The organism is Corynebacterium sp. HMSC068H04 (assembly GCF_001811255.1).
Lineage (GTDB): Bacteria > Actinomycetota > Actinomycetes > Mycobacteriales > Mycobacteriaceae > Corynebacterium > Corynebacterium hesseae.
Genome location: NZ_KV803968.1, coordinates 1 through 20,806, shown reverse-complemented (window position 1 = coordinate 20,806; position 20,806 = coordinate 1). Strand labels below are relative to the sequence as shown.

The window sequence follows — 20,806 nt, the reverse complement described above, 5'->3', positions numbered from 1 at the left end:
TGGTTTAAACGGCTGATTTCTCGCGCAGAAGCCAGCCGCAGAGCTCCTTCTGCGCGCGGTCCACGCCACCGGGGTAGTTTTCCTCTAGCTCGAGTTTTACGTTATCAAAGATACGTTCCGAGATGAGTTCCGCGCGCTCTCTACTCAGCTGCCCGCGCAGCTCATCGAGCGGCACCTTAAGCTCCGTGTACGGACTCGGGCGGAAGTACCATGACCGCATGTCTTCCGAATAAACGACAATAATCGTCTTCGTCATGTGCGATTCCAATACAACATTGCCAAACACGAGTGATGTTAGCTTCGTGGATTCCATGGGCGCGAGTGTAGACCGTTTTGGATCCTTAACAAGGTTAAGCGTTCTAGCCTGCCGAGACGGGCTGGATTGAGAGGTAGTTCACGTCGCCCGCGCAGCCTTCGAGGCCGGGAACTCGGATGAAGGCGCTGGCGGTCTCGCCGGGTGGGTAGACGCGCAAGCCGTCGGCTGCTTGGGGCTGACAGGAAGCGGGATCGAGGACGCCGACGTTGGTCATTTTGAGGCTCGCCGAAGCGGTGTGGCCTGGCTCTAGCGTGACGGGTGCCGTTTCTTGGCCGGTTTCGCGCTCGGCGGCGGCGCCAAGTTGGGTGCCGTCGTCATTGGTGACGGCCGAAACGCCAGGGAAGCCGTTCAATGTACAGGGCTCGGAGGAGGTGTTGGTAAAAGTGATATCGGCTAAGCGTGAGCCCGCGGCACCCTGCTCGTTGGACAGCCCGATATCGAGTTGTTCCGTGGCGCACATGCCATTGGCCGCGGCCTGGGCGGTAGTGCCTGTATCAGGCTGTGCCTGACCGGGGTCTGCTGGATCTGCGTCGGGGGTCTGCTGGTCCGCGGGAACTACTAGACCTGCAGTCTCCGTGCCGGCGGGTTGGGTGGTGGTAGGAGGGGTGGCGTCAAGCGTGGCATCAGTGTTTTCATTGGTGGCGCAGCCGGTGAGCGCTAGAGCGAGGGATGCGGCGAAAACGGGGAGTAGTCGCTGTGTAGTCATGGTGCGGAGTCTAGGCGTTGAGCTCTTAGAGTTCTTGCAAAGCGGGGAATACGCGCTCCTTGAGCAAAGGGGCGATGTCGACATCCGGGGCAGCGGGATCGACCCACGCTAGCTCCGCAATCTCCTTGTCTGGATGCGCGACGGAGATTTCTTCCTCGTAGACATAGACGTGTGCGTGGATGTTGTGCGGGGCGCTGTTGGCCGCCGGTGAGATATACGTGGCCAGGCGGCGAAGTTTCGATATGTCGACCACGGCGCGCACGGCCTCGTGGGCGATGAGCTGGGCGGCCTTGGCGGGGTTGATCGTGTCATCGATGGAGCCGAAAGGCAGGACGAATTCTGGGGTAGAGGTGGCGCGGAGGACGAGAACGCGACCGTGGTTATCGCGCAGGATAACGGCGACGATTTCAGTAATGTCTGCGGGAGATGAGGGCGAAGTGGAGGTCTCAGACATGCCTCCATAGTAGGTCTGCGCGGGGTGCGGAGAGCGGTGAAGAAAGAGAGGGGGCACCCGAAAACTGTCAGTAATGTAACGGGTTGGACACAGTCACACACGTTAGAAAACGGCCGTCCAAGGCACGTGCCATCATAGGGGAAGTCTTATAGACCATTACGAGAAGAAGTGAAAGAGGAATTGCTCAATATGCGAAAAATTCCGCACCTTAAGAAAGTCCTCGTGGGCTCGGCTTTCGCAGGTGCGTTCTTCCTGGGTAACCCAGCGGCGGGTGCCCAGGAACTTCCCACAATCCCGGAGATTGATTCGGCAGGTTTTGTTGATCAGGTACGCGAGGATCTGCAGTCCGTGGGCATTGAGACCATGCCCGTGGACAAGGAGCTGACAGACTCCGTCGATTCAACAGTCAACGGCGCCGTCGCAGCGGCGTCGAAGGATGCGTCCCAGGCGGTTGCTGGGGCCGCGAATTCCCCTGCGGCGCAGCGCCTTGCGGGGCAAGCGAACCTGGATACCCAGTTACCGGTTCTGGCAGCACCACAGGACTATGCTGGTGTCGACGCCAAAACGGGTGAACCGCTGACGAATCCTGCCCCCATCGGATTGCTGGAGGAGGCCACGCAGCCGGAATTCGTGCCACAGGGCACTGATCCGAACTATGCGTGGAAGAATGACCTGTTTTCCAAGATCGCTGCCGGTAAACCGCAGGCGGACTATGTCCTGCACCGAGTGCCTGGTTCCTACTATGACGCTCCTCAGATTCCGGAGGAATCTAATGTAGCGATGACCGAAGGCAAGTCCCTGTATGGCCCGGGTACCCCGCTCTACATTCATGAGGACACCATGTGCACACTGACGGCAGCTGGCACCGATGCGGAAGGCCGCAAGGTCGGTATTACCGCTGGTCACTGCGGAAATGTCGGTGATCCGGTCTCTTCGGCAGACTCCTGGCAGGTTGGCCCGACCGGCACCGTGGTGTCAAAGAATGAGCAGCTGGATTATTCGCTCATTGAGTTTGGCTCCAAGGCCGAGGTGTCCCGTAGCTACAACGGCGTGACCGCTAATGGGGTTGGTGGCACCACCCAGCCGGGCGATATCACCTGCAAGAACGGCGTGGCCACCGGCCGTACCTGTGGCATGACCTTCCAGCACACCGAGCGCGTCACCGTCAACCAGGTGTGCGCCATGGTTGGAGACTCCGGCGCTCCGGTCTTCCGCAACGGCCGCATCGTCGGCTCGGTATCCCGCGGCCTGATTCCGGGGTTGCCGTCGTGCCACACCCCGTGGCAGGGCGCGCTGCACAACCCCACGGTTGTGTCTAACACCGATGCCATCATCGCGGATCTGAACCGCCGCGAGGGCGTAGGTTCCGGTTTCGCGCTTCCGGAGAACTAACCACCGCTGCGAAACCGGTCACGGAGCCGTGGGCGCGTGGCCGGGAGAGTACGTTTCTAACAAATAGTGCCCCAGATCTTTAAAGATCTGGGGCACTATTTGATCGAAGCGTCACCGGGCGCGACGCTGGGGAATGACGCTGGCGTGCGGCGCTGCGGTGCCGCAGGGGAGTTAGGAGAGGGCGGAGAGGGCGACGCCATGAAGCTTGCCGTTGGAGGCAAGCGCTGAGCCGCCGTGGGGCCCATCTTCACCGCGAACGTTGGTGAAGCGGCCACCGGCCTCGGTGACGAGGAGCGCCGGGGCGGCCAAGTCCCACAAGGAGACCTCGGGTTCGGCGGCGATGTCGACGGCACCCTCGGCCACGAGGCAGTAATTCCAGAAGTCGCCGTAGCCGCGCAGACGCCAAACCTTGTCCGTCAAGGACACGAAAGCATCGCGGTTTGAGCCCCAACCGGACAAGGAACTCATAGCAAGGGAGGCATCCGCCACGTCGGAGACCTCGGAGACGCGTAGGCGCTTGGGTTCCCCGCCGAAGACGCGGTAGGCGCCGCCCCCCTTGGCCGCATACCAGCGGCGGCGCAGGGCCGGGGCAGAAATGACGGAAACCACCGGCTCGCCGTCCTCCAGTAGTGAGATCAGCGTGGCCCAGACGGGGACGCCGCGCACGAAATTCTTCGTGCCATCGATAGGATCGATGACCCACTGGCGGCCCTCGAAGCAGGCCTCGCCGCCGAATTCTTCGCCCAGAACTTCATCGCGCGGGCGCGAGCGTTTCAGCGCCTCGCGGATGGCCTTTTCGCAGGCCAGGTCGGCGTCGCATACCGGAGTCATGTCCGGCTTCTCCTTGACGGACAGATCTGCTGCCTCAAAGCGGTGCATCGTGATGGCATCCGCATGCCCGGCCATCTCCAAGGCCAAGCCGAGGTCTTCTTTGTACTTACCCACGGAGCCATTCCTCCATCTGATCAACTACCTGTTTATTGCCCGCGATACACCATTCCACACCGCCGGCTTCAACCTTGCGCGCCGCGCCGCCTGCCGCGAGCACCAGCGCTTGGCCCGGATACCAATCCCAATCCTTCACGGAATGCTGCATCCATGCTCCCCACGTGCCATCCGCCACGCAGGAGAGGTCCACGGACCCTGCGCCTAGCATGCGCACGGTGGCAAAGTGCGGGGCCACCTTCTCCCAAGCGGAGGCGATGGCGGGATCCGTGATGGAGGTGGGGTGCAGGTACGTCGACAAGCACAGCTTGTCGGCGGGGGCGTCGGTGAGCTTGGTGACGTCCTTGCCATCCAGGCTGGTGGGGAAGTCACGGCCACCAAACCACGTGTAGCCCATGGCGGGGCGGTGGACGGCGCCGAGGATGACTCCTTCAGCGTCGACAAGCGCGAGCGCAGAGCACCAGTAATCGGCGCCCGAGGCGAAGTTGTAGGTGCCATCGACGGGATCGATGACCCAGGTCCGGCCGGAGGCCGAGTCGCGGTTGGCGCCCTCCTCGCCCACGATGCCGTCCTCGCCGCGCAGGGCTTCGAGCACGCCGGCGACGAAACGCTCGGCGGCGAAGTCCGCGTCGGTGACGACATCGGAGACGGAGGTCTTTTGCTCTACGTCGACACCCTGCTCGCGCAGGCGCCAGGCCAGGCGGCCTGCGTTATAGACAAGGGCCTGTGCTAGGTGGGCATCGGTATCGTCCGCGTGGGCGACGATGAAGGTTTTGATGATGGCATCGATCATCTCGGTGAGGCTTGGCTGGTCACTCATGCCGCCTATTGTCGCGCTAAACGCGGCCGATGGCTAATTAGGGAGAAAGAATAAGTAAAGTAGGGGGTTATGCGTCCGGAACAAACAGCTCGTCTTGAGGAACTCAGCGCCACTTTGACCTCCATTGAAAAGGTGATGGACCCGGAGGCGGTGTCCGAGCGCGTGCGCGAACTCGAGGCTCAGGCGGGGGATCCGTCGCTGTGGGACGACCCAGACCATGCGCAGAAGGTGACCTCGGAGCTCTCAGCGCAGCAGGCAAAACTGCGCAAGCTGAATTCCCTGCGGGGGCGGATCGAGGACCTTCCGGTCATGTCCGAACTAGCGGAGGAGGAGGGCGATGAGGCCTCCAAGGAACTCGTGGACACAGAACTGAAAGAGCTTGGCGCGGCCATCGAGGCGCTCGAGGTAACCACGATGCTCTCCGGAGAGTATGACGAGCGCGAGGCCGTCATCAACATCCGCTCCGGCGCGGGTGGCGTGGATGCGGCGGACTGGGCGGAGATGCTCATGCGCATGTACACGCGCTGGGCGGAAAAGCACGGACATAAGGTCGATGTCTATGACATTTCCTATGCCGAAGAGGCCGGCATCAAGTCCGCCACCTTCGTGGTGCACGGCGAATACATGTATGGCCAGCTTTCCGTGGAGCAGGGTGCGCACCGCCTCGTGCGCATCTCGCCTTTTGATAACCAAGGCCGCCGCCAGACCTCCTTTGCGGAGGTGGAGGTGCTGCCGGTGGTGGAGCAGACCGACTCCATCGAGGTTCCGGATTCGGAGGTGCGCGTGGATGTCTACCGCTCTTCGGGTCCTGGTGGTCAGTCCGTGAATACGACGGACTCGGCGGTGCGCCTGACACACATCCCGACGGGCATCGTGGTGACCTGTCAGAACGAGAAGTCCCAGATCCAGAACAAGGCTTCTGCCATGCGCGTGCTGCAAGCGAAGTTGTTGGAGCGCAAGCGTCAGGAAGAGCGAGCGGAGCTTGATGCGCTGGGCGCCGGTGGCAATGCATCCTGGGGCAACCAGATGCGCTCCTATGTGCTGCATCCGTACCAGATGGTCAAGGATCTGCGGACGAATTACGAGGTAGGGGATCCCTCCAAGGTCTTGGACGGAGATATCGATGGCTTCCTGGAATCCGGAATCCGGTGGCGCATGGCGCAGCAGGAGGCCTAGGCCCGAGTGGCAAATGTTGCTAATGTGGCTTAAGTGATCACTTTCGAGAATGTGTCCAAGGTCTATCCGACCTCCACTAGGCCCGCTCTGGACAACGTGTCCTTTGAGATTGAGGACGGCGAATTCGTCTTCCTCATCGGCCCGTCCGGCTCCGGCAAGTCGACCTTCCTCCAGCTCATGGTGCGCGAAACCAATGTGAGCTCGGGAGACATTTACTTCGGGGACTTCCACGTCAACACGTTGAAAGGCCGCGAGGTCAATAGCCTGCGCCAATCCATCGGCTACGTCTTCCAGGATTTCCGGCTTCTGCCCAAGCTCAACGTCTACGACAACGTCGCCTTTGCCCTCGAGGTCATTGGCAAACGCAAGGCGCGGATTGCCAAGCAAGTGCCCGAGGTCCTCGACATGGTCGGCCTAGGCGCCAAGCAGCATCGCATGCCGCACGAGCTTTCCGGCGGTGAGCAGCAGCGCGTGGCGATTGCGAGGGCCTTTGTCAACCGCCCCAAGCTGCTGCTTGCCGACGAACCCACGGGCAACCTCGATCCCTCCACTGCCGCGGAGATCATGGCCTTGCTCACCAAGATCAATCGCCGCGGAACCACCGTGGTGATGTCGACGCACAACGCGCGCGCGGTCAACGAGGCCCGCCAGCGCGTCATCGAGCTGCACAACGGCACGCTCGTGCGTGACGAGAAGAATGCAATGTACGGGGAGGCGGTCTAGGTGAATCTAGGCTTTGTTTTCAGGGAAGCCTTTAAGGGGCTCGGGCGCAACATCACCATGACTATCGCCATGGTGATTACCACCGCCATTTCGGTGGCGTTGGTAGTGGCCGGCGTCTTGGTCACCCAGATGACCAATGACACCAAGGACATCTACCTCGAGCGTGTCGAGGTCATGGTCCAGCTCAATGAGGAGATTTCAGCCAACGATCCGGACTGTAAGGATGCCGCGTGTGCCGGGCTGAAGAAGAAACTGGAAGCGGATGAGGACATTGAGTCCGTGAGCTACCGCAACCGCGAGGATTCCTATCAGCGCTTCGTGGAGCTGTTCAAGGACACCGATCCGGTCATGGTTGAGGAAACCTCCCCGGATGCGCTGCCGGCTGCCTTCCACGTGCGGTTGAAGGATCCGACGGATACCGCGCCTATCGACGCCATCGCTTCCGACCCCGCTGTTAGCGACATCGTCGACCAGCAAGAGGAGGTTCGCAGCGCCGCTGGCAACTTGGATGCCATCCGGAATGCCACCTTCATCCTTGCCGCGGTCATGGCGCTCGCAGCCATCATGTTGATTGCGAACATGGTGCAGATCGCCGCCTATCAGCGTCAGCGAGAGACCGCGATTATGCGCATTGTTGGCGCCTCGCGGTGGGTTACTCACGCGCCTTTCATTATGGAAGCGGTCCTCGGTGCTGTCGGCGGCGTCGTCCTCGCCGGGGTGGGCGTCATCGTGGGAAAGAACACCGTGATCGATCCTGCGTTGAAGGACCTGTACCACAATCAGCTGCTGGCCCCGGTGACCTCTGGGGACGTCTGGACGGCTCTGCCCATCGTGGGGCTCGTGGCGATTCTGTGCGCTGCGCTGACCGCGCAGGTGACCATGCGCGCTTACGTGCGGACATAGGCCAACAGGCCTGTTGTGGGTTGTGCCTGGCAGTAGCGTAATATAGTCCGAACTATGGCGAAGAAGGCAAAGAAGAAAAAGGCGGCCGTCGACAATAACTCGACCCTGGCCACCAACCGACGTGCCCGCCACGACTACACCATCCTCGACACTCTGGAATGCGGCATGGTGCTCGTGGGCACCGAGATTAAGTCGATGCGCGAAGGCAAGATTTCCCTGGCGGATGCCTTCGCCACTATCGACGACGGCGAGGTCTACATCCGCAATCTCCACATCCCGGAGTACTCCCAGGGCTCGTGGACGAATCACTCGCCCAAGCGCACGCGCAAGCTGCTGTTGCACCGCCGGGAGATAGACAAACTCATGGGGCAGGTGCGCGACGGCAACAAGACGCTGATCCCGCTCAAGGTCTACCTGAAGGACGGCCGCGCCAAGTGCGAGCTCGGCTTGGCCAAGGGTAAACAGGACTATGACAAGCGTGAAGCAATTAAGCGCCGTGACCAGGACCGCGACATCACTCGCGAGCTGGGCCGGCGCGTCAAGGGGATCAACGCCTAACCTGGGAGCCATGATTTACACGGCCAAGGTACATGACATTATTCGGGGTGACGAGGAACCGCGTGGGGTAGCGGTGCTCGTCGATAAGCTCTGGCCCCGTGGCGTGGCCAAGGATCGCCTCCCTTATGAGCACTGGTTCAAGGATGTCGCGCCCAGTCCGGAGTTGCGTAAGTGGTGGGGCCACGACGCCGATGCCTTCGAAGAGTTTGCGCGGCGCTACCGCGCGGAGCTCGACGCGAATGACAGCGAGGAACTGGAGCAACTGCGCCACCTTGCAGAGCTTGGCGACGTCACCCTCCTCTTCGCCGCCAAGGATCGCGAGGTTAACCACGCCACTGTGCTGAAGGCGTGGTTGGAGGAACGCTAGCCGATGAGGCTCCACACAGTCGCGCCCACGGCAATGAGGCCCGTGACGACGACGAACACGTTGCTGGGGCGGCCGCGGAATTGCTTGAGAGCATCGATGCGGTGGATGGCATACATCGGCAGCAGGTAGAGGATCGAGGCGATGAAGGGGCCACCGATGGCTTCGATAAGCCCCAGGATCGATGGATCGATGATCGCGACAACCCACGCGGCCACGAAGATGATGCCGTGCATGATGGAATTGAGCTGCTTTTCCGAGAGCTTCGCCGTAGCGTGCGGTGCGGCGCTGCGCAGCAGGAAGTTGCCGCCCTCGGTGGCCCCCAACACGTGGCCGAAGTAGGAGGAGATGATGGCGATCATCGCGATGATGGGGGAAAGGAAGGCCAAGACCGGAACGCCGGTGACGTTGGCCAAGTAGGACAAGACCGGCAGGTTCTGCTCGCGGGCCTCCGCGAGCCCGTCTGCACCGAGCGTGAGGGTGCACGACCACACGAAGAACATGGTGAACACGGTGAGCAGAATCGCTGTCAGCGCCAGCGCGCGCGACGCATTCTCGGAGCTCTTCTCGCGGCCGTGTGCAGCGACCATAGCCAAGGAAAACTGAGAGATGGCGGGGGAGTGGTTAAAGGAGAAAACCAACACGGGGATGATGAGGGCGACAGCACCGACGACGCGCCAATCATTGTTGCCAACTTCCATGAAGGAGGCGATATCCCAGCGCGGGATGAGATAAATGGACAGCGCGCCGAGACAGAAGATCAGCGGATACACCAGGAACTGCGTGACGGCGAGCACCATGCGTTGGCCAAAGGTGAAGACGATGGTCATGATGCCCACGAGGAGGAACGACAATAGAGGACGCGGAACCGAGGGCCCGTGTAGCTGGTTGACGATGAAACTATCAACCGTATTGGTGATCGAAACGCCATAAATGAGGACGATGGGGAAAATTGCGCAGAAATAAACCACCGAGATGATAAATCCTGCGCTTTTGCCGAAGTAGTCCGTGACCACCGCGGTGATGTCCTCACCCTGGCGTGGCGACGCACAAATCATGCGGGCGAGCCCGCGGTGGGAGAAGTACGTCATCGGGCCGATCAGGATGGTTGCCACGAGTAGCGGCCAGAAGCCGAAGCTGCCGGCGTTGATGGGAAGGAACAAAATGCCGGCGCCCACGGCGGTACCAAAGAGGGAGATGGCCCATTCGGTATTGCTCGCTTGATGGTGGGCGGTTTCTTGGGAGCTAGAGGTTTCGGTGGTTGCGCTCACTTTGCAGCCTTTAACAAAGTAGGTGAATAGGACTCACACACCTTAACAGCGTTTAAGTTGATGTTAATCACAAGGGGGTGCTTATGAAAGCTATGCCTCATGTGGCCTGGGGTGAAGCTTGCGGGAATAGGGGCGGGTGCAGTAGCGTTGAACGAACCGTAGGGCGCGCAAAGGCGCGTGCTGCGCAGCTTTCACAGCAATGTGTAATCGAGGGGTCGACATGGTTTCGACTTCGTACATTGAGCCAGGGGAAGCGTGCCGGTGCAGGCTAGAGACCACCGTTAAGCGTCGTAGCAACCAATAAACGCAGAGAAGAACTCTCAGCGTGACTACGCCCTCGCTGCCTAATTTCAGCGACGCGTGTCTGTCAGCCTAGGTTTGGTTCCTGACCTAGATCCTGGCATCGACTAGGGAACTTGCCTGACCGGTTTGTTGTTCGGCCGGTTGGGGACTTCTAGAGCAACTGGGCCCATCATCCGGAGCGAGTTTGCCCGAGCCGGAGGGCCGAGTAGAGATCCTGTGCAGACTGCGCACGGAGAAGCCCTGGCGAGGTGACGAAGGACCCGGGTTCAATTCCCGGCGGCTCCACTGAAGAGCAAGAAACCCGCTGGTCATAACGGCCAGCGGGTTTCTTGTGTGAAGGGGGTGGATTAACCGATCGGGTAACCGGTGACCGGGCCCTCAGTGTTTGGCTACCAGCCCAGCGCAGGGGCGATATGGGTGGCGAAGCTTTCGAGAATCTTCACGTTGACGTCCACGCCCATGCCGGTCGGGATGGTGATCAGTAGGGTGTCGGCGGACATGACGGCCGGGTCGGCCTTGAGCTGCTCGATGAGCTTGTCGGGCTCGGCGGCATAGGTGCGGCCGAAGGTGGACGCACCGACGTCGGGCAGCATGCCCACTTGGTCGGAGCCGGAGGCCTGCATGCCGAATCGCTGCATATCGGCGCCGTCCACGATGGGGAAGATGGAGCGGGAGACGGACGCGCGCGGGGCCCAGTCGTGGCCCGCTTCCTTCCAGGCAGCACGGTAGCGGCTGATCTGGTCTGCCTGGATCTCACCCAAGGTCGCGGCGGTGGTCTCGGAAACCAAGGTGGAAGACATCAGGTTCAGCCCGTCCTTGGAAGTCTGCTCCGCCGACGCGTGGGTGCCGGAGCCATAGAAGATGTGCTTGCGCAGCTCCGGTGCCATGGGGAAGACGGGGAGGGCGGAGCCGGGCTGGAACATATTAGGGTACTGGCGGTCTAGGGGTGCGGCGGTGGCAAAACCGTTGCCGTCTACCGCGGCCATGAACGCCTCGAGGTGGGCGCGCGCCACGTCCGCGCCGTTGGGGGCCTCTCCCTTGTAGCCGAAAGCCTCCCAACCGCGCTCGGCAACTTCCGGGGCACCGCGCGAGACGCCCAAGGCCACGCGGCCGCCGGAGAGCTGGTAGAGGGATGCGGCCTCTTCGGCGAGGTAGAGCGGGTTTTCGTAGCGCATGTCGATCACGCCGGTGCCCACCTCGATGTTCTTGGTGGTGGCGGCGACAGCGCCGAGCAGCGGCATCGGGGCTGAGGCTTGTGGTACGAAGTGGTGGACGCGGAAAGACGCGTTGTTCACACCGATCTCATCTGCAGCCTGGGCGATTTCCAGGTGAATCTTCGCGACTTTTTCCGCGGACGGGCCGCGCTGGTGTCCGAATGTGTAGTGGCCAAAGCTTAAGAATCCGAATGCTTTCATTGGTCAAACACTCCTATTGGTGATGTATCAACAAATAGGGTAGCGTGCCATCCGCAGATTGTCACGGCCTAAGGTTGGTCCACCAAAACCCAGTTAGAAAGCGTTCTATCTGGGGCCTCTTCGTGTGCGAAGCCGCCGGGAATTGAACCTGGGTCCCAGATGCTCGTCGGTATCCATGCGGCCTGCTTTAGGATGGTCGCATGAATAACGAGCTTCTCCGCATCACAGTCGTCTTGTTTGAGGGCTTTGAGCTTCTCGACGTCTTCGGGCCCGTCCAACTGCTTCAGGCCGTCCCCGAGGTCACGGTTGCCTTTGCGGGGCCGGATGGTGAGCCAGTTGCTAGCTCACAGGGCGTGGAAGTGGTGCCGACGATTTCTTATGGGCAGATTGAGCCGGCCGACGCCCTCCTCGTTCCTGGCGGCAAAGGAACCCGGCGGCTCGTGGAAGACGTTTCTTTTCTGGCGTGGCTTCGTGAGGTGGGTGCACAAGCACCGTGGGTTGCCTCCGTGTGCACGGGTTCTGCGGTCTTGGCGGCAGCGGGGCTTTTGGAGGGTTACGCCGCGACGAGCAACAAGCGTGCGTTTGCGTGGGCGAGCTCCTTCGGGGAGTCCGTGACTTGGAAGCCCAAGGCGCGGTGGGTGCAGGACCGTAATCGGTGGACTTCCTCAGGCGTGGCGGCGGGGATGGATATGACGGTCGCGCTCATTGCGGAGCTCATTTCGGAGGCGGCTGCCGTCGATGCCGCCAACTTTGCGGAATATGAGCCACACCGCGACAGCGGGTGGGATCCTTTCGCGCGGCTCAACGGGCTGGTGCCCTCGAGCGTTGACGACGCTGAATGCGGGGAGTGACGTCTGGGAAGCCGACGACGCTCACGGTAGATAAGGTGCTAAAAACGGTCGATTTTGGGCCACTATTTACCGTGAGTGTAGCGATGGGTGAAAAGCGCTCTTGGTGAGAGGGCGCTCGGAACTTCGTCGTCAGCAGAAGCGTTAATGTTCTAGTGACTGATCAAATCTTGCGTGGTGAACTATGGCGATAAAGATGCCTATCGACTTAAGGCCGCTTCGTGTCGAGGATGCTACCGAGATGGCTACTGTGCTTTCCAGCCGTGCCCTGTACACGTTTACGGGTGGTGAGCCGCCTTCTGCTGATGAGCTTGCGCGACGGTACGCGTTCCAAACCCGAGGCGGCTCGAGCGACGGTACCGAAGAATGGATCAATCTCATCGTCACCCTCGGTTCGAGTAAGCAACCGATAGGTTACGTCCAGGCGACTGTGCCCCGCAGCGGTGATGCGACGGAGATCGCATGGGTGATTGGGAAACAGTGGCAGGGGCATGGATACGCCAAGGAAGCCGTGAAACTGCTTAGCGCTTATCTTGCGGAGCGAGGCATTACGCATCTCATCGCTCATATCCATCCCGAGCACTTAGCCTCACAGCATGTCGCTGCCTATGCAGGGATGAGCCCCACGGCACAGGTCGTTGACGGCGAAGTCCGTTGGGAGCGCAGATAGTCTCCAACAAAATCGTGAAAAGCGAGCATCATTGCCAACTCAGGGCTAATGGACACCTCTCAGTGTTGTTCACGGTAGATAAGGGGCTAAAAACGGCGTCGATTTTGGGGCGCTATTTGCAGTGAGCGTAATGAGAATCCCGTGAGGGGTGTAGGGGCGCGGGGCGAAAGCGGAGGACGGCTGGCCGGGAAAATGTGACGAAGAAGGAAAATATTTGTTACCCAAGTTACATTCCCGTGGTAGCCTTTCCCCAATAGTGTGACGTGGAGCACTGGGACTGACCCCTACGACAGGAGTACCCATGAACAGCCCATCCAATACGGCGCCGAAAGGCGGCGCCGGCACCACGGAGAAGTCGAAAGCAAATCCCGCCAAGGCCGAGCAAAAATCGAGCCAGCAATCCAGCGGGGGAATGCTGGATAAGTTCCTCAATGGTGTCGAATACATCGGCAACAAGCTGCCGGAGCCCTTCACCATCTTCCTGATCCTCTTCCTGATCACAGGTGTGCTTTCCACCATCATGGCGAAGATGGGCGTGGAAATTAAGATTCCCGGTAGCGATGAAATTCAGCCAGTTAAAGGCCTGTTCACCGGTGAGGGGCTGACCTGGTTCACCACGACAATGGGGGAGAACTATATCAACTTTCCGCCGCTGGTGACGGTACTTCCCATCATGCTGGCGGTAGGTGTGGCGGAGCGCTCCGGCATGCTCTCGGCGCTCATCCGTAAGCTCTTCGGTTCTGCGAAGCCGTGGCTGCTGCCCTATGCAGTCGGCGTCATCGGCGTGACCGCTTCGGTCATGGCGGATGCCGCCTTCGTCATCGTCCCGCCGCTGGCGGCGATGGTCTTCAAAGCCGCGGGCCGCCACCCAGTGGCTGGCCTGATTGGTGGCTTCGCCGCCGTGGGCGCTGGCTATTCCACATCCTTGGTGCCGACTTCCTTGGATGCGCTCTTTGCCGGTATTACGACCGCGGTCATGGAGACGCTGCCGAATACCGACTTCGCGCCGGTTAACGCCATGTCGAATTACTACTTCAACGTGGCCTCCTCCATCGTGCTGGGTGTGCTGGCTGGTTTCATCATCGACAAGGTCATCGAGCCGCGCATGTGGCAGCAGGAAGTTCCCACTGAGGAAGATATTGATCCCGAGGATGCCGCTGAGCGTGGTGACCGCGATGAAAACGGCGAGGAGCTCACCGCTGAACTGCGTCCGGCCGAATCCAAGGGCCTCATCTGGTCCGGTGTGGCCACGGTCATCCTCACCGCCATCATCCTCTTCGCGGTCCTTCTGCCAGAATCGCCGTGGCGCAATGAGGAGGGCAGCTTCTTGCCCAAGTCCCCGCTGCTGAATTCCATCGTCTTCATCGTTTTCGCCTACTTCTTGGTGCTCGGCGTTGTCTACGGCAAGGTTGTCGGCACGGTCAAGGGGATCACCGACGTCGTGAACATGATGATCGGTGCTCTCAAAGACATGATGAGCTTCCTTATTCTGGCCTTCATCCTGGGTCAGTTCGTGGCGCTCTTTGCGTGGACCGGTATCGGTACCTTCACTGCTGTGAAGGGTGCGGCCTTCCTCGAATCCATCGGGCTTACCGGCTTCCCAGCCATTTTCGCCTTCATTGCGCTCGCGTCCTGCCTGAACCTGCTGATCATTTCCGGTTCTTCCATGTGGACGCTCATGGCAGCGGTCTTCGTTCCGATGTTTGCCCTGCTGGGTTATGAACCGGCCTTCATTCAGGGTGCGTTCCGCGTTGGTGATTCCGCGACCCAGATCATCACCCCGCTGAACCCGTACATGATCGTCATGCTTGGCTTCCTCCAGCGCTATGAGCGCGGGGCGGGCCTGGGAACACTGATGTCGCGCCTCGTGCCCTTCGTTATCCCGTTCTTTACCGCTTGGGCAATTCTGCTGGCCATCTGGTTCTATGTGGATCTTCCGCTGGGACCGGGCAACAACGTCATGATTGGTTAATCGAATGGACGAACGCAACAATCCGTCGACAGCGTATTTGGAGGCGATGGAGGAGGGCGTCGCCAAGCGCGTGGCGTCCGCCGCCCCACCGGAAAAGCACGGAGAGGACTACCCGGGCCAATCGCGGCTCTGGGACGCTGCTGCCGCACAGGCAGATGCCCTGCGGGAGCAGGCAGCGCACATCGTTGCGGATCTGCACGCCCACCCCGAAACCGCTTTTGAGGAGCATCGCTCCATGGCGGTACTCGCGGACCTCGTGGAGGAGCATGGTTTTTCCACGCGCCGCGGGGTCTATGGTGTGGAGACCGCGTTCGAAGCCTCGTGGCAGAGCCCGGATTTCGATCCCGGGCAGCATCCCACCGTGGCCATCCTGGCGGAATATGATGCCCTGCCGCATATTGGGCACGCGTGTGGGCACAATGTCATCGCCGCGGCGGGTGTTACTGGATTCTTGGCGGCTACTGCCGTGCTGGACGACGCCACCCCTTCCTTATCCGGCCGCATACTTCTCCAGGGAACCCCTGCGGAGGAAGGTCATTCCGGCAAGGAATACATGATTCGCGGAGGCAGCCTCGACGGCGTGGATGCCGCAGTGATGATCCATGGCTTTGGTTATGACATCGGCGCGCACGCCTGGGTAGGCCGCCGCATCTTGCGTGTGACATTTCGTGGTGTGGCTGCACATGCGAGCTCCCAGCCCTTCATGGGGCGCAACGCCCTCGACGCCGCGAGCTTGGCCTACCAGGGCATTGGTCTGATGCGGCAGCAGATGCCGCCTTCGGATCGCGTGCACGCCATCATGAGCGGTGGCGATCGCCCTTCCATTATTCCGAGCGAGGCGGAGATGACTATTTACGTGCGCTCGTTGGGAACGCGCACGCTCATGGATCTGTCCGCCAGGGTGGAAGACATCGTCCAGGGGGCAGCGCTCATGGCCGGCGTTGAGGTGGATGTGGATTGGGACGAGCATCCGATGACGCTGCCCGTGCGCAACAATGCGGCGCTGGTGGACCGCTGGACGGCGACGCAAGCGCGCCGGGGGCGCACTGCGCTGCCGGCGGGGACGGTTCCGGATACGGTGGCTGCCTCGACGGACTTCGGCAACGTCTCCCACCTAGTTCCGGGTTTGCACCCGATGGTGCAGGTTTCGCCTGCCGACGTCGCCCTGCATACCGAGGACTTCGCCCGCTGGGCGGCCACGCCGCAGGCGGTGGATGCGGCTGTCGATTCCGCTGCAGGGTTGGCGCAAGTAGCGCTAGATTTCTTGGCGGACTCGGACTTTCGCCGCGCGGCGCAGGAAGACTTTGATAGAGAAGGGCCTGTATCGGTGACCGATCTCATCGCGGAGAAGGGGTAGCGTGCCACGTTCTTGTAATGGCACGTCACGGGGCGTCGCCCAGCGTATGCGTACCCCCGTGATGAATTAAGAAACAATTGTGTGCTTGAAAGGTAAGCCTTACATAGGTTAGGTTATGCGCTGACATTATTTGCCAGCTGTGGTTAGCCACACCTAATATGCAAGGAAACTATGTTTACTCTTTCTCGCCGTGCCGCAGGCGCGACCGTCACCAAAGTTGCCGCCACCCTCTCCGTGGCTGCGCTCGCTCTAACGGGTTGCTCCGCAAACCAATCCCAGGATTCTGCTGAGCCGACCAACTCCGCAGCCGCGGACTCCTCCACGATTACGCTGGAGGATAACTTTGGTTCGAAGGAGGTCGCGCTGCCGGTAGAGAACCCCGCGGTGACGGATAACCGCGCTTTCTCCGTTCTGGCTCAGTGGGATATCGACCTTGCCGCCGCGCCGCTTCCGCTGGTGCCGAAGTCCCTGCGTGATACCTACAACAAGGACACCGTCGAGGTTGATCTGGGCTCCCATAAGGAACCGGATCTGGAAAGCCTCGTCGCAGCGGAGCCGGACGTGGTGTGGAACGGCCAGCGTTTCGAGCAGCACCAGGAGGACATCGAGAAGCTGCTCGAAGATGTTCCAGTTGTTGACTTCGAGCCGCGCGATGACAAGGACTTCTTCGAAGAGCTCAAGCGCCACACCGAGGCGCTGGGCCAGGTCTTTGGCCACGAGGAAGACGCCGAAAAGCTCATCGCGGACTTCGACGCTGCAGCCGAGCGTGCCAAGAAGGCCTATGACCCTGAGCAGAAGGTGATGGCCGTGAATACCTCCGGTGGGGAAATCGGCTACATCGCTCCCGGTGTTGGGCGCGTGTATGGTCCGGTCTTCGATTTGCTCGGCCTGACCCCGGCCCTAGAGGTCGACAATGCATCTGACGACCACGAGGGTGACGATATCTCCGTCGAGGCGATTGCTCAGTCCAACCCGGATTGGATCCTCGTTATGGATCGTGATGCAGCCATTTCCAAGGAAGGCGAGCAGGTCACCCCGGGTGAGAAGCTGGTCAAGGACAATGCGGCGCTGAAGAGCGTGAGCGCGGTAAAGGACGGCAACGTTTACGTGGCGCCGAATGACACCTACATTGATGAGTCCATCATTACCTACACCGAGATCTTGAACGCGCTTGCCGACGCCTTCGAGAAGGCCCAAGCCTAAACAGTTCTGCGTTAGCGAAGGAGAAGATTCACAACGTGACGGTGAAGAGTAGCGCTGCGTCCCAGCGGCCAGCCGCGAACAAGCGCAGTTCGCGCGGTTCTGTGCTGACCTGGAAACTGGGCCTCGGCGTACTTGGCGTCGTCGCGCTACTCCTCCTTTCCCTCATGGCGGGCGAGTACAGCATCCTCGATAACGAGGATGGCTGGGACATGTTCTTCACCACTCGTGTGCCGCGCACCGTAGCGCTCGTCTTGGCGGGCGCTGCGATGGCAATGAGCGGTTTGGTTATGCAGCTGCTGACTCAAAACCGCTTCGTGGAACCCACGACGACGGGTACCACCGAGTGGGCCGGGTTAGGCCTACTCTTTTCCCTTATCCTCTTCCCGCACGCATCGGTGTTGGTGAAGATGATCATTTCGGTGCTCTTCGCATTTGTGGGCACCATGGTGTTCTTCGCGTTCTTGCGCCGCGTGGCGTTGCGCTCTTCACTCATCGTGCCGATCATCGGCATCATGCTGGGCGCGGTCGTCAGTGCGGTATCGTCCTACGTGGCGCTAGCGACGGATACCTTGCAGCAGCTCGGCATCTGGTTCATGGGATCCTTTACCTCTGTCTATGAGGGGCAATACGAAGTCCTGTGGATCGTGCTGCTGGTTTTGCTGGCGGTGTATTTCTACGCGGATAAACTCACCGTCGCCGGGCTAGGGGAGGACATCGCCACCAATATCGGCCTGAATTACCAGCGGATGATCCTGCTGGGAACCGGCCTCATCGCGGTGGCGACGGGCGTGGTCACCGTCGTCGTTGGCGCCCTGCCTTTCTTGGGCCTCATCGTGCCCAACGTGGTGAGCATGGTGCGCGGCGATGACCTGCGTTCTAATCTTCCATGGGTCTGCCTGCTCGGCATCGCCACGGTGACCTTGTGCGACCTGATTGGCCGCATCATCATTGCCCCGTTTGAGATGCCCGTATCGGTCATCCTGGGCGTTGTGGGTGCTATCGTTTTCGTCGTCTTGATCGTGAGGTCGACCAAGTGAGTGTGAGTATCTCTATCCCAGCGACGAAGGAAGCTGTGCAGGTTTCTCGAGCCCGGCGAAACGTGGGCAGCTTCCAGTCTGCAGCTGCGGCGCGAAAGTACTGGATCATCCTCGGCGCTTTGATCTTCGCCGGGCTGCTCTTCGCCTTCGGCCTCTTGGCCTATGACAACCCCATGGACTTTGGGACCCGAAAGTGGTGGCTCATTGCGCGTCGCCGCGCTGATGCGGTGACCGCCATGGCGGTTGTCGCCGTGTGCCAAGCAGTCGCCACGGTGGCTTTCCACACGGTGACCAACAACCGAATCCTCACGCCCTCCATCATGGGCTTTGAATCCCTGTACGTGGCCATCAATACGGCTACGGTCTTCTTCCTCGGTGCTGCCGGCCTGACTCAGGCGCGGACCATGGGAACCTTTCTCATGCAGCTTGTGCTCATGGTGGCGCTGTCTGTGGTGCTGTATTCGTGGCTGCTGACTAGCCGCCGCAACAACATGCATGCGATGTTGCTCGTGGGCATCATTATCGGCGGCGGCCTCGGCTCGTTGGCAACGTTTATGCAGCGCATGCTCACCCCCAGCGAGTTTGACGTGCTCACCGCGCGGCTTTTCGGTTCCGTTAATAACGCGGAAAGTGAGTACTATCCCATCGCGATTCCGCTGGTCATTGCGGTGACACTGTTGATGTTCCTCAACTCCCGTCAGCTCAACGTGTTGGCATTAGGAAGAGATGCCGCCACAAACCTGGGCGTTAACCACAAGGTCAACGCCATCTACACGCTGATTTTGGTCTCTATCCTCATGGCCACGAGCACCGCGCTCGTTGGGCCCATGACCTTCCTCGGATTCCTCGTAGCAACGTTGGCCTACCAGGCGGCGGAGACCTATGACCACCGTTTCCTCTTCCCGATGGCTATTGCCACCGCCTTCGCTGTACTCACCGGCGCCTACTTCCTGATGGAGCACGTCTTTTACGCACAGGGCGTGGTCTCCATCATCATTGAGTTGGTGGGCGGTAGCGTCTTCCTTCTGGTCATTCTGCGAAAGGGCAAGCTGTGATCAAGCTTTCCAATGTCTCGAAGTCCTACTCCGGTGAGACCAACATCGGTCCCATCGATCTGGAGATCCCCTCCGGTGGCATCACGGCCCTCATCGGTCCGAATGGCGCGGGCAAATCTACGATGCTGACGATGATTGGCCGGCTTCTCGACGTCGACGAGGGCACCATCGAGGTCGCCGGCTACGACGTCGCTTCCACGAAATCGCAGGATCTGGCAAAGATCCTCTCCATCCTGCGCCAAGAAAACCACTTCATTACCAAGCTGACCGTGCGCCAGCTGGTGAGCTTCGGCCGGTTCCCTTACTCAAAGGGGCGACTGACTGCAGAAGACGAAGAGGTAGTCTCGCGCTACATTGACTTCTTCCGCCTTGGCGAATTGGAGAACCGCTACCTCGATGAACTCTCCGGCGGCCAGCGACAGCGCGCCTACGTGGCGATGGTGCTGTGCCAGGAGACGGACTACGTGCTTCTCGACGAACCCCTCAACAACCTCGACATTTCCCATTCGGTCGAGATGATGAAGCACCTGCGAAAGGCCGCCAAGGAATTCGGCCGCACGATCATTATCGTGTTGCACGACATCAACTTCGCTGCCCGCTACGCCGACTATATCTGTGCGGCCAAGGACGGTAGCATCGTTGCCTTCGGTGGGCCGGAGGACATCATGCGCGATGACATCCTGACTCCAATCTTTGAAACTCCCATCACGGTCATCGACGGACCGGATGGGCTCTTGGCCTGCTATCACTAAAACACGAGGACCCACTACGGCAAGGGCGTTGAGAGCCTCGAGCCCATGGCTTCGATATTACTGCCGGGACAGTCGTATCCGGATCCTTTCAGGGATCCGACCAAGGATATTTAGAGGACTCCTTGGCGCAGCTGGACAACTTTGTTGAGGTAACGCAGCTTCCCGCAGGGGCCACTGACGAAGAGATCAAGCGGCTTGATTCGTTGGGCGTGCGTGCAGTTCGCTTCAACTTTAAGCGCGGGGGAAGTGCGGGCCGCAACTGCTCGACCTGGTGGAATCGGGCGTCAAAGTGAAAGCTACCGGTTTCGGGCAAGTCGCATTTGAGCCCGCGACGGTCATGCGGCGCATTGTCGCTACCGAGCCTTCTGCATTAATGGCAGGGACGAACCTTCCATCTCAACGCGCACAGCGTTCTTTCGACGTGGCGGACTTCGAACTGATTAAGGACGTAGCGGGGAGTACGCCGAGGACGTTTTCTTCAACAACGCTGCGCGCTTCTATAGGTGCGAACACCTCATGGCTACGCGCTAGACGCATTGCTTGGCGACGTCCCTATGTGGCGCACC

22 protein-coding genes and 1 other RNA gene are annotated in these 20,806 nt (G+C 60.4%); 16 read left to right on the top strand and 7 right to left on the bottom strand.

The window, feature by feature from the left end; genetic code table 11:
* Window positions 1–4 precede the first annotated feature (4 nt).
* Genes HMPREF2792_RS01525 through HMPREF2792_RS01515 form a run of 3 tightly spaced genes read right to left on the bottom strand, consistent with a single transcriptional unit; the run spans window position 5 to window position 1,476 of the window.
* Window positions 5–313 carry a hypothetical protein gene (locus HMPREF2792_RS01525; RefSeq protein WP_070530331.1) on the bottom strand — a complete coding sequence of 103 codons (309 nt, stop codon included), beginning with the start codon at window positions 311–313 and terminating at the stop codon, window positions 5–7.
* Window positions 314–359: 46 nt separating this feature from the next.
* Window positions 360–1,022 carry a DUF4232 domain-containing protein gene (locus tag HMPREF2792_RS01520; RefSeq protein ID WP_070530328.1) on the bottom strand — a complete coding sequence of 221 codons (663 nt, stop codon included), beginning with the start codon at window positions 1,020–1,022 and terminating at the stop codon, window positions 360–362.
* 25 nt (window positions 1,023–1,047) lie between these two features.
* The gene (locus tag HMPREF2792_RS01515; protein ID WP_070530325.1) at window positions 1,048–1,476 is read right to left on the bottom strand and encodes an NUDIX domain-containing protein; all 429 of its coding nucleotides are present in this window, start codon (window positions 1,474–1,476) and stop codon (window positions 1,048–1,050) included.
* A gap of 189 nt (window positions 1,477–1,665) precedes the next feature.
* Between HMPREF2792_RS01515 and HMPREF2792_RS01510 the strand changes: the two genes are divergently transcribed.
* A complete protein-coding gene (locus HMPREF2792_RS01510) occupies window positions 1,666–2,868 on the top strand; it encodes a S1 family peptidase (protein ID WP_070530322.1) in 1,203 nt (400 codons plus the stop codon).
* 171 nt (window positions 2,869–3,039) lie between these two features.
* On the opposite strand, the gene hisN is transcribed toward HMPREF2792_RS01510, so the two are convergent.
* Complete coding sequence (hisN, locus tag HMPREF2792_RS01505) at window positions 3,040–3,813, bottom strand: histidinol-phosphatase (protein WP_070530319.1); 774 nt, start codon at window positions 3,811–3,813, stop codon at window positions 3,040–3,042.
* Window positions 3,806–4,633: an inositol monophosphatase family protein gene (locus tag HMPREF2792_RS01500; RefSeq protein ID WP_070524681.1), complete on the bottom strand. Its 828-nt coding sequence runs from the start codon at window positions 4,631–4,633 to the stop codon at window positions 3,806–3,808. Before HMPREF2792_RS01500 ends, hisN begins: the two co-directional genes overlap by 8 nt.
* A gap of 69 nt (window positions 4,634–4,702) precedes the next feature.
* On the opposite strand from HMPREF2792_RS01500, the gene prfB reads away from it, so the two are divergent.
* Genes prfB through HMPREF2792_RS01475 form a run of 5 tightly spaced genes read left to right on the top strand, consistent with a single transcriptional unit; the run spans window position 4,703 to window position 8,360 of the window.
* Window positions 4,703–5,809: a peptide chain release factor 2 gene (prfB, locus tag HMPREF2792_RS01495; protein ID WP_070524678.1), complete on the top strand. Its 1,107-nt coding sequence runs from the start codon at window positions 4,703–4,705 to the stop codon at window positions 5,807–5,809.
* A 33-nt stretch (window positions 5,810–5,842) separates the two neighbouring features.
* Window positions 5,843–6,532, top strand: coding sequence for a cell division ATP-binding protein FtsE (ftsE, locus tag HMPREF2792_RS01490; RefSeq protein WP_070530317.1), 690 nt, complete (start codon window positions 5,843–5,845; stop codon window positions 6,530–6,532).
* Complete coding sequence (gene ftsX / locus HMPREF2792_RS01485; RefSeq protein WP_070530315.1) at window positions 6,533–7,435, top strand: permease-like cell division protein FtsX; 903 nt, start codon at window positions 6,533–6,535, stop codon at window positions 7,433–7,435. It begins immediately after the preceding gene.
* Window positions 7,436–7,489: 54 nt separating this feature from the next.
* The gene (gene smpB, locus HMPREF2792_RS01480; RefSeq protein WP_010189093.1) at window positions 7,490–7,993 is read left to right on the top strand and encodes an SsrA-binding protein SmpB; all 504 of its coding nucleotides are present in this window, start codon (window positions 7,490–7,492) and stop codon (window positions 7,991–7,993) included.
* Between the two features lie 10 nt (window positions 7,994–8,003).
* A complete protein-coding gene (locus HMPREF2792_RS01475; RefSeq protein ID WP_070530313.1) occupies window positions 8,004–8,360 on the top strand; it encodes a DUF488 domain-containing protein in 357 nt (118 codons plus the stop codon).
* Here the strand turns inward: HMPREF2792_RS01475 and HMPREF2792_RS01470 are convergent.
* Window positions 8,357–9,628 (bottom strand): SLC5/6 family protein, encoded by a 1,272-nt coding sequence (locus tag HMPREF2792_RS01470; RefSeq protein WP_070530311.1) that lies wholly within the window; start codon window positions 9,626–9,628, stop codon window positions 8,357–8,359. The genes HMPREF2792_RS01475 and HMPREF2792_RS01470 overlap by 4 nt on opposite strands.
* A 211-nt stretch (window positions 9,629–9,839) precedes the next feature.
* Here HMPREF2792_RS01470 and ssrA point away from each other — a divergent pair.
* Window positions 9,840–10,219: a transfer-messenger RNA gene (ssrA, locus tag HMPREF2792_RS01465) on the top strand.
* 101 nt (window positions 10,220–10,320) lie between these two features.
* Here the strand turns inward: ssrA and HMPREF2792_RS01460 are convergent.
* Window positions 10,321–11,346 (bottom strand): LLM class flavin-dependent oxidoreductase, encoded by a 1,026-nt coding sequence (locus HMPREF2792_RS01460; protein WP_070530309.1) that lies wholly within the window; start codon window positions 11,344–11,346, stop codon window positions 10,321–10,323.
* 200 nt (window positions 11,347–11,546) lie between these two features.
* Between HMPREF2792_RS01460 and HMPREF2792_RS01455 the strand changes: the two genes are divergently transcribed.
* The 9 genes from HMPREF2792_RS01455 to HMPREF2792_RS13415 all read left to right on the top strand — a co-directional run bounded on the left by HMPREF2792_RS01455 (window position 11,547) and on the right by HMPREF2792_RS13415 (window position 20,533).
* Window positions 11,547–12,197, top strand: a complete 651-nt coding sequence (locus HMPREF2792_RS01455; RefSeq protein WP_070530307.1) for a DJ-1/PfpI family protein — start codon at window positions 11,547–11,549, stop codon at window positions 12,195–12,197.
* A 181-nt stretch (window positions 12,198–12,378) separates the two neighbouring features.
* Window positions 12,379–12,864 (top strand): GNAT family N-acetyltransferase, encoded by a 486-nt coding sequence (locus HMPREF2792_RS01450; RefSeq protein WP_070530305.1) that lies wholly within the window; start codon window positions 12,379–12,381, stop codon window positions 12,862–12,864.
* A gap of 301 nt (window positions 12,865–13,165) precedes the next feature.
* The gene (locus tag HMPREF2792_RS01445) at window positions 13,166–14,836 is read left to right on the top strand and encodes an AbgT family transporter (RefSeq protein WP_070530303.1); all 1,671 of its coding nucleotides are present in this window, start codon (window positions 13,166–13,168) and stop codon (window positions 14,834–14,836) included.
* Window positions 14,837–14,840: 4 nt separating this feature from the next.
* The gene (locus tag HMPREF2792_RS01440) at window positions 14,841–16,193 is read left to right on the top strand and encodes a M20 family metallopeptidase (RefSeq protein ID WP_070530301.1); all 1,353 of its coding nucleotides are present in this window, start codon (window positions 14,841–14,843) and stop codon (window positions 16,191–16,193) included.
* A 171-nt stretch (window positions 16,194–16,364) separates the two neighbouring features.
* Window positions 16,365–17,396: a siderophore ABC transporter substrate-binding protein gene (locus HMPREF2792_RS01435; RefSeq protein WP_070530298.1), complete on the top strand. Its 1,032-nt coding sequence runs from the start codon at window positions 16,365–16,367 to the stop codon at window positions 17,394–17,396.
* Between the two features lie 35 nt (window positions 17,397–17,431).
* Window positions 17,432–18,433 carry an ABC transporter permease gene (locus HMPREF2792_RS01430; protein ID WP_070530296.1) on the top strand — a complete coding sequence of 334 codons (1,002 nt, stop codon included), beginning with the start codon at window positions 17,432–17,434 and terminating at the stop codon, window positions 18,431–18,433.
* A gap of 35 nt (window positions 18,434–18,468) precedes the next feature.
* Window positions 18,469–19,488 carry an iron chelate uptake ABC transporter family permease subunit gene (locus HMPREF2792_RS01425; protein WP_070530293.1) on the top strand — a complete coding sequence of 340 codons (1,020 nt, stop codon included), beginning with the start codon at window positions 18,469–18,471 and terminating at the stop codon, window positions 19,486–19,488.
* Window positions 19,485–20,240 carry an iron ABC transporter ATP-binding protein gene (locus HMPREF2792_RS01420; protein ID WP_070524652.1) on the top strand — a complete coding sequence of 252 codons (756 nt, stop codon included), beginning with the start codon at window positions 19,485–19,487 and terminating at the stop codon, window positions 20,238–20,240. Before HMPREF2792_RS01425 ends, HMPREF2792_RS01420 begins: the two co-directional genes overlap by 4 nt.
* 56 nt (window positions 20,241–20,296) lie before the next feature.
* Window positions 20,297–20,533 (top strand): amidohydrolase family protein, encoded by a 237-nt coding sequence (locus HMPREF2792_RS13415; RefSeq protein ID WP_369821985.1) that lies wholly within the window; start codon window positions 20,297–20,299, stop codon window positions 20,531–20,533.
* Window positions 20,534–20,806: the final 273 nt, after the last annotated feature.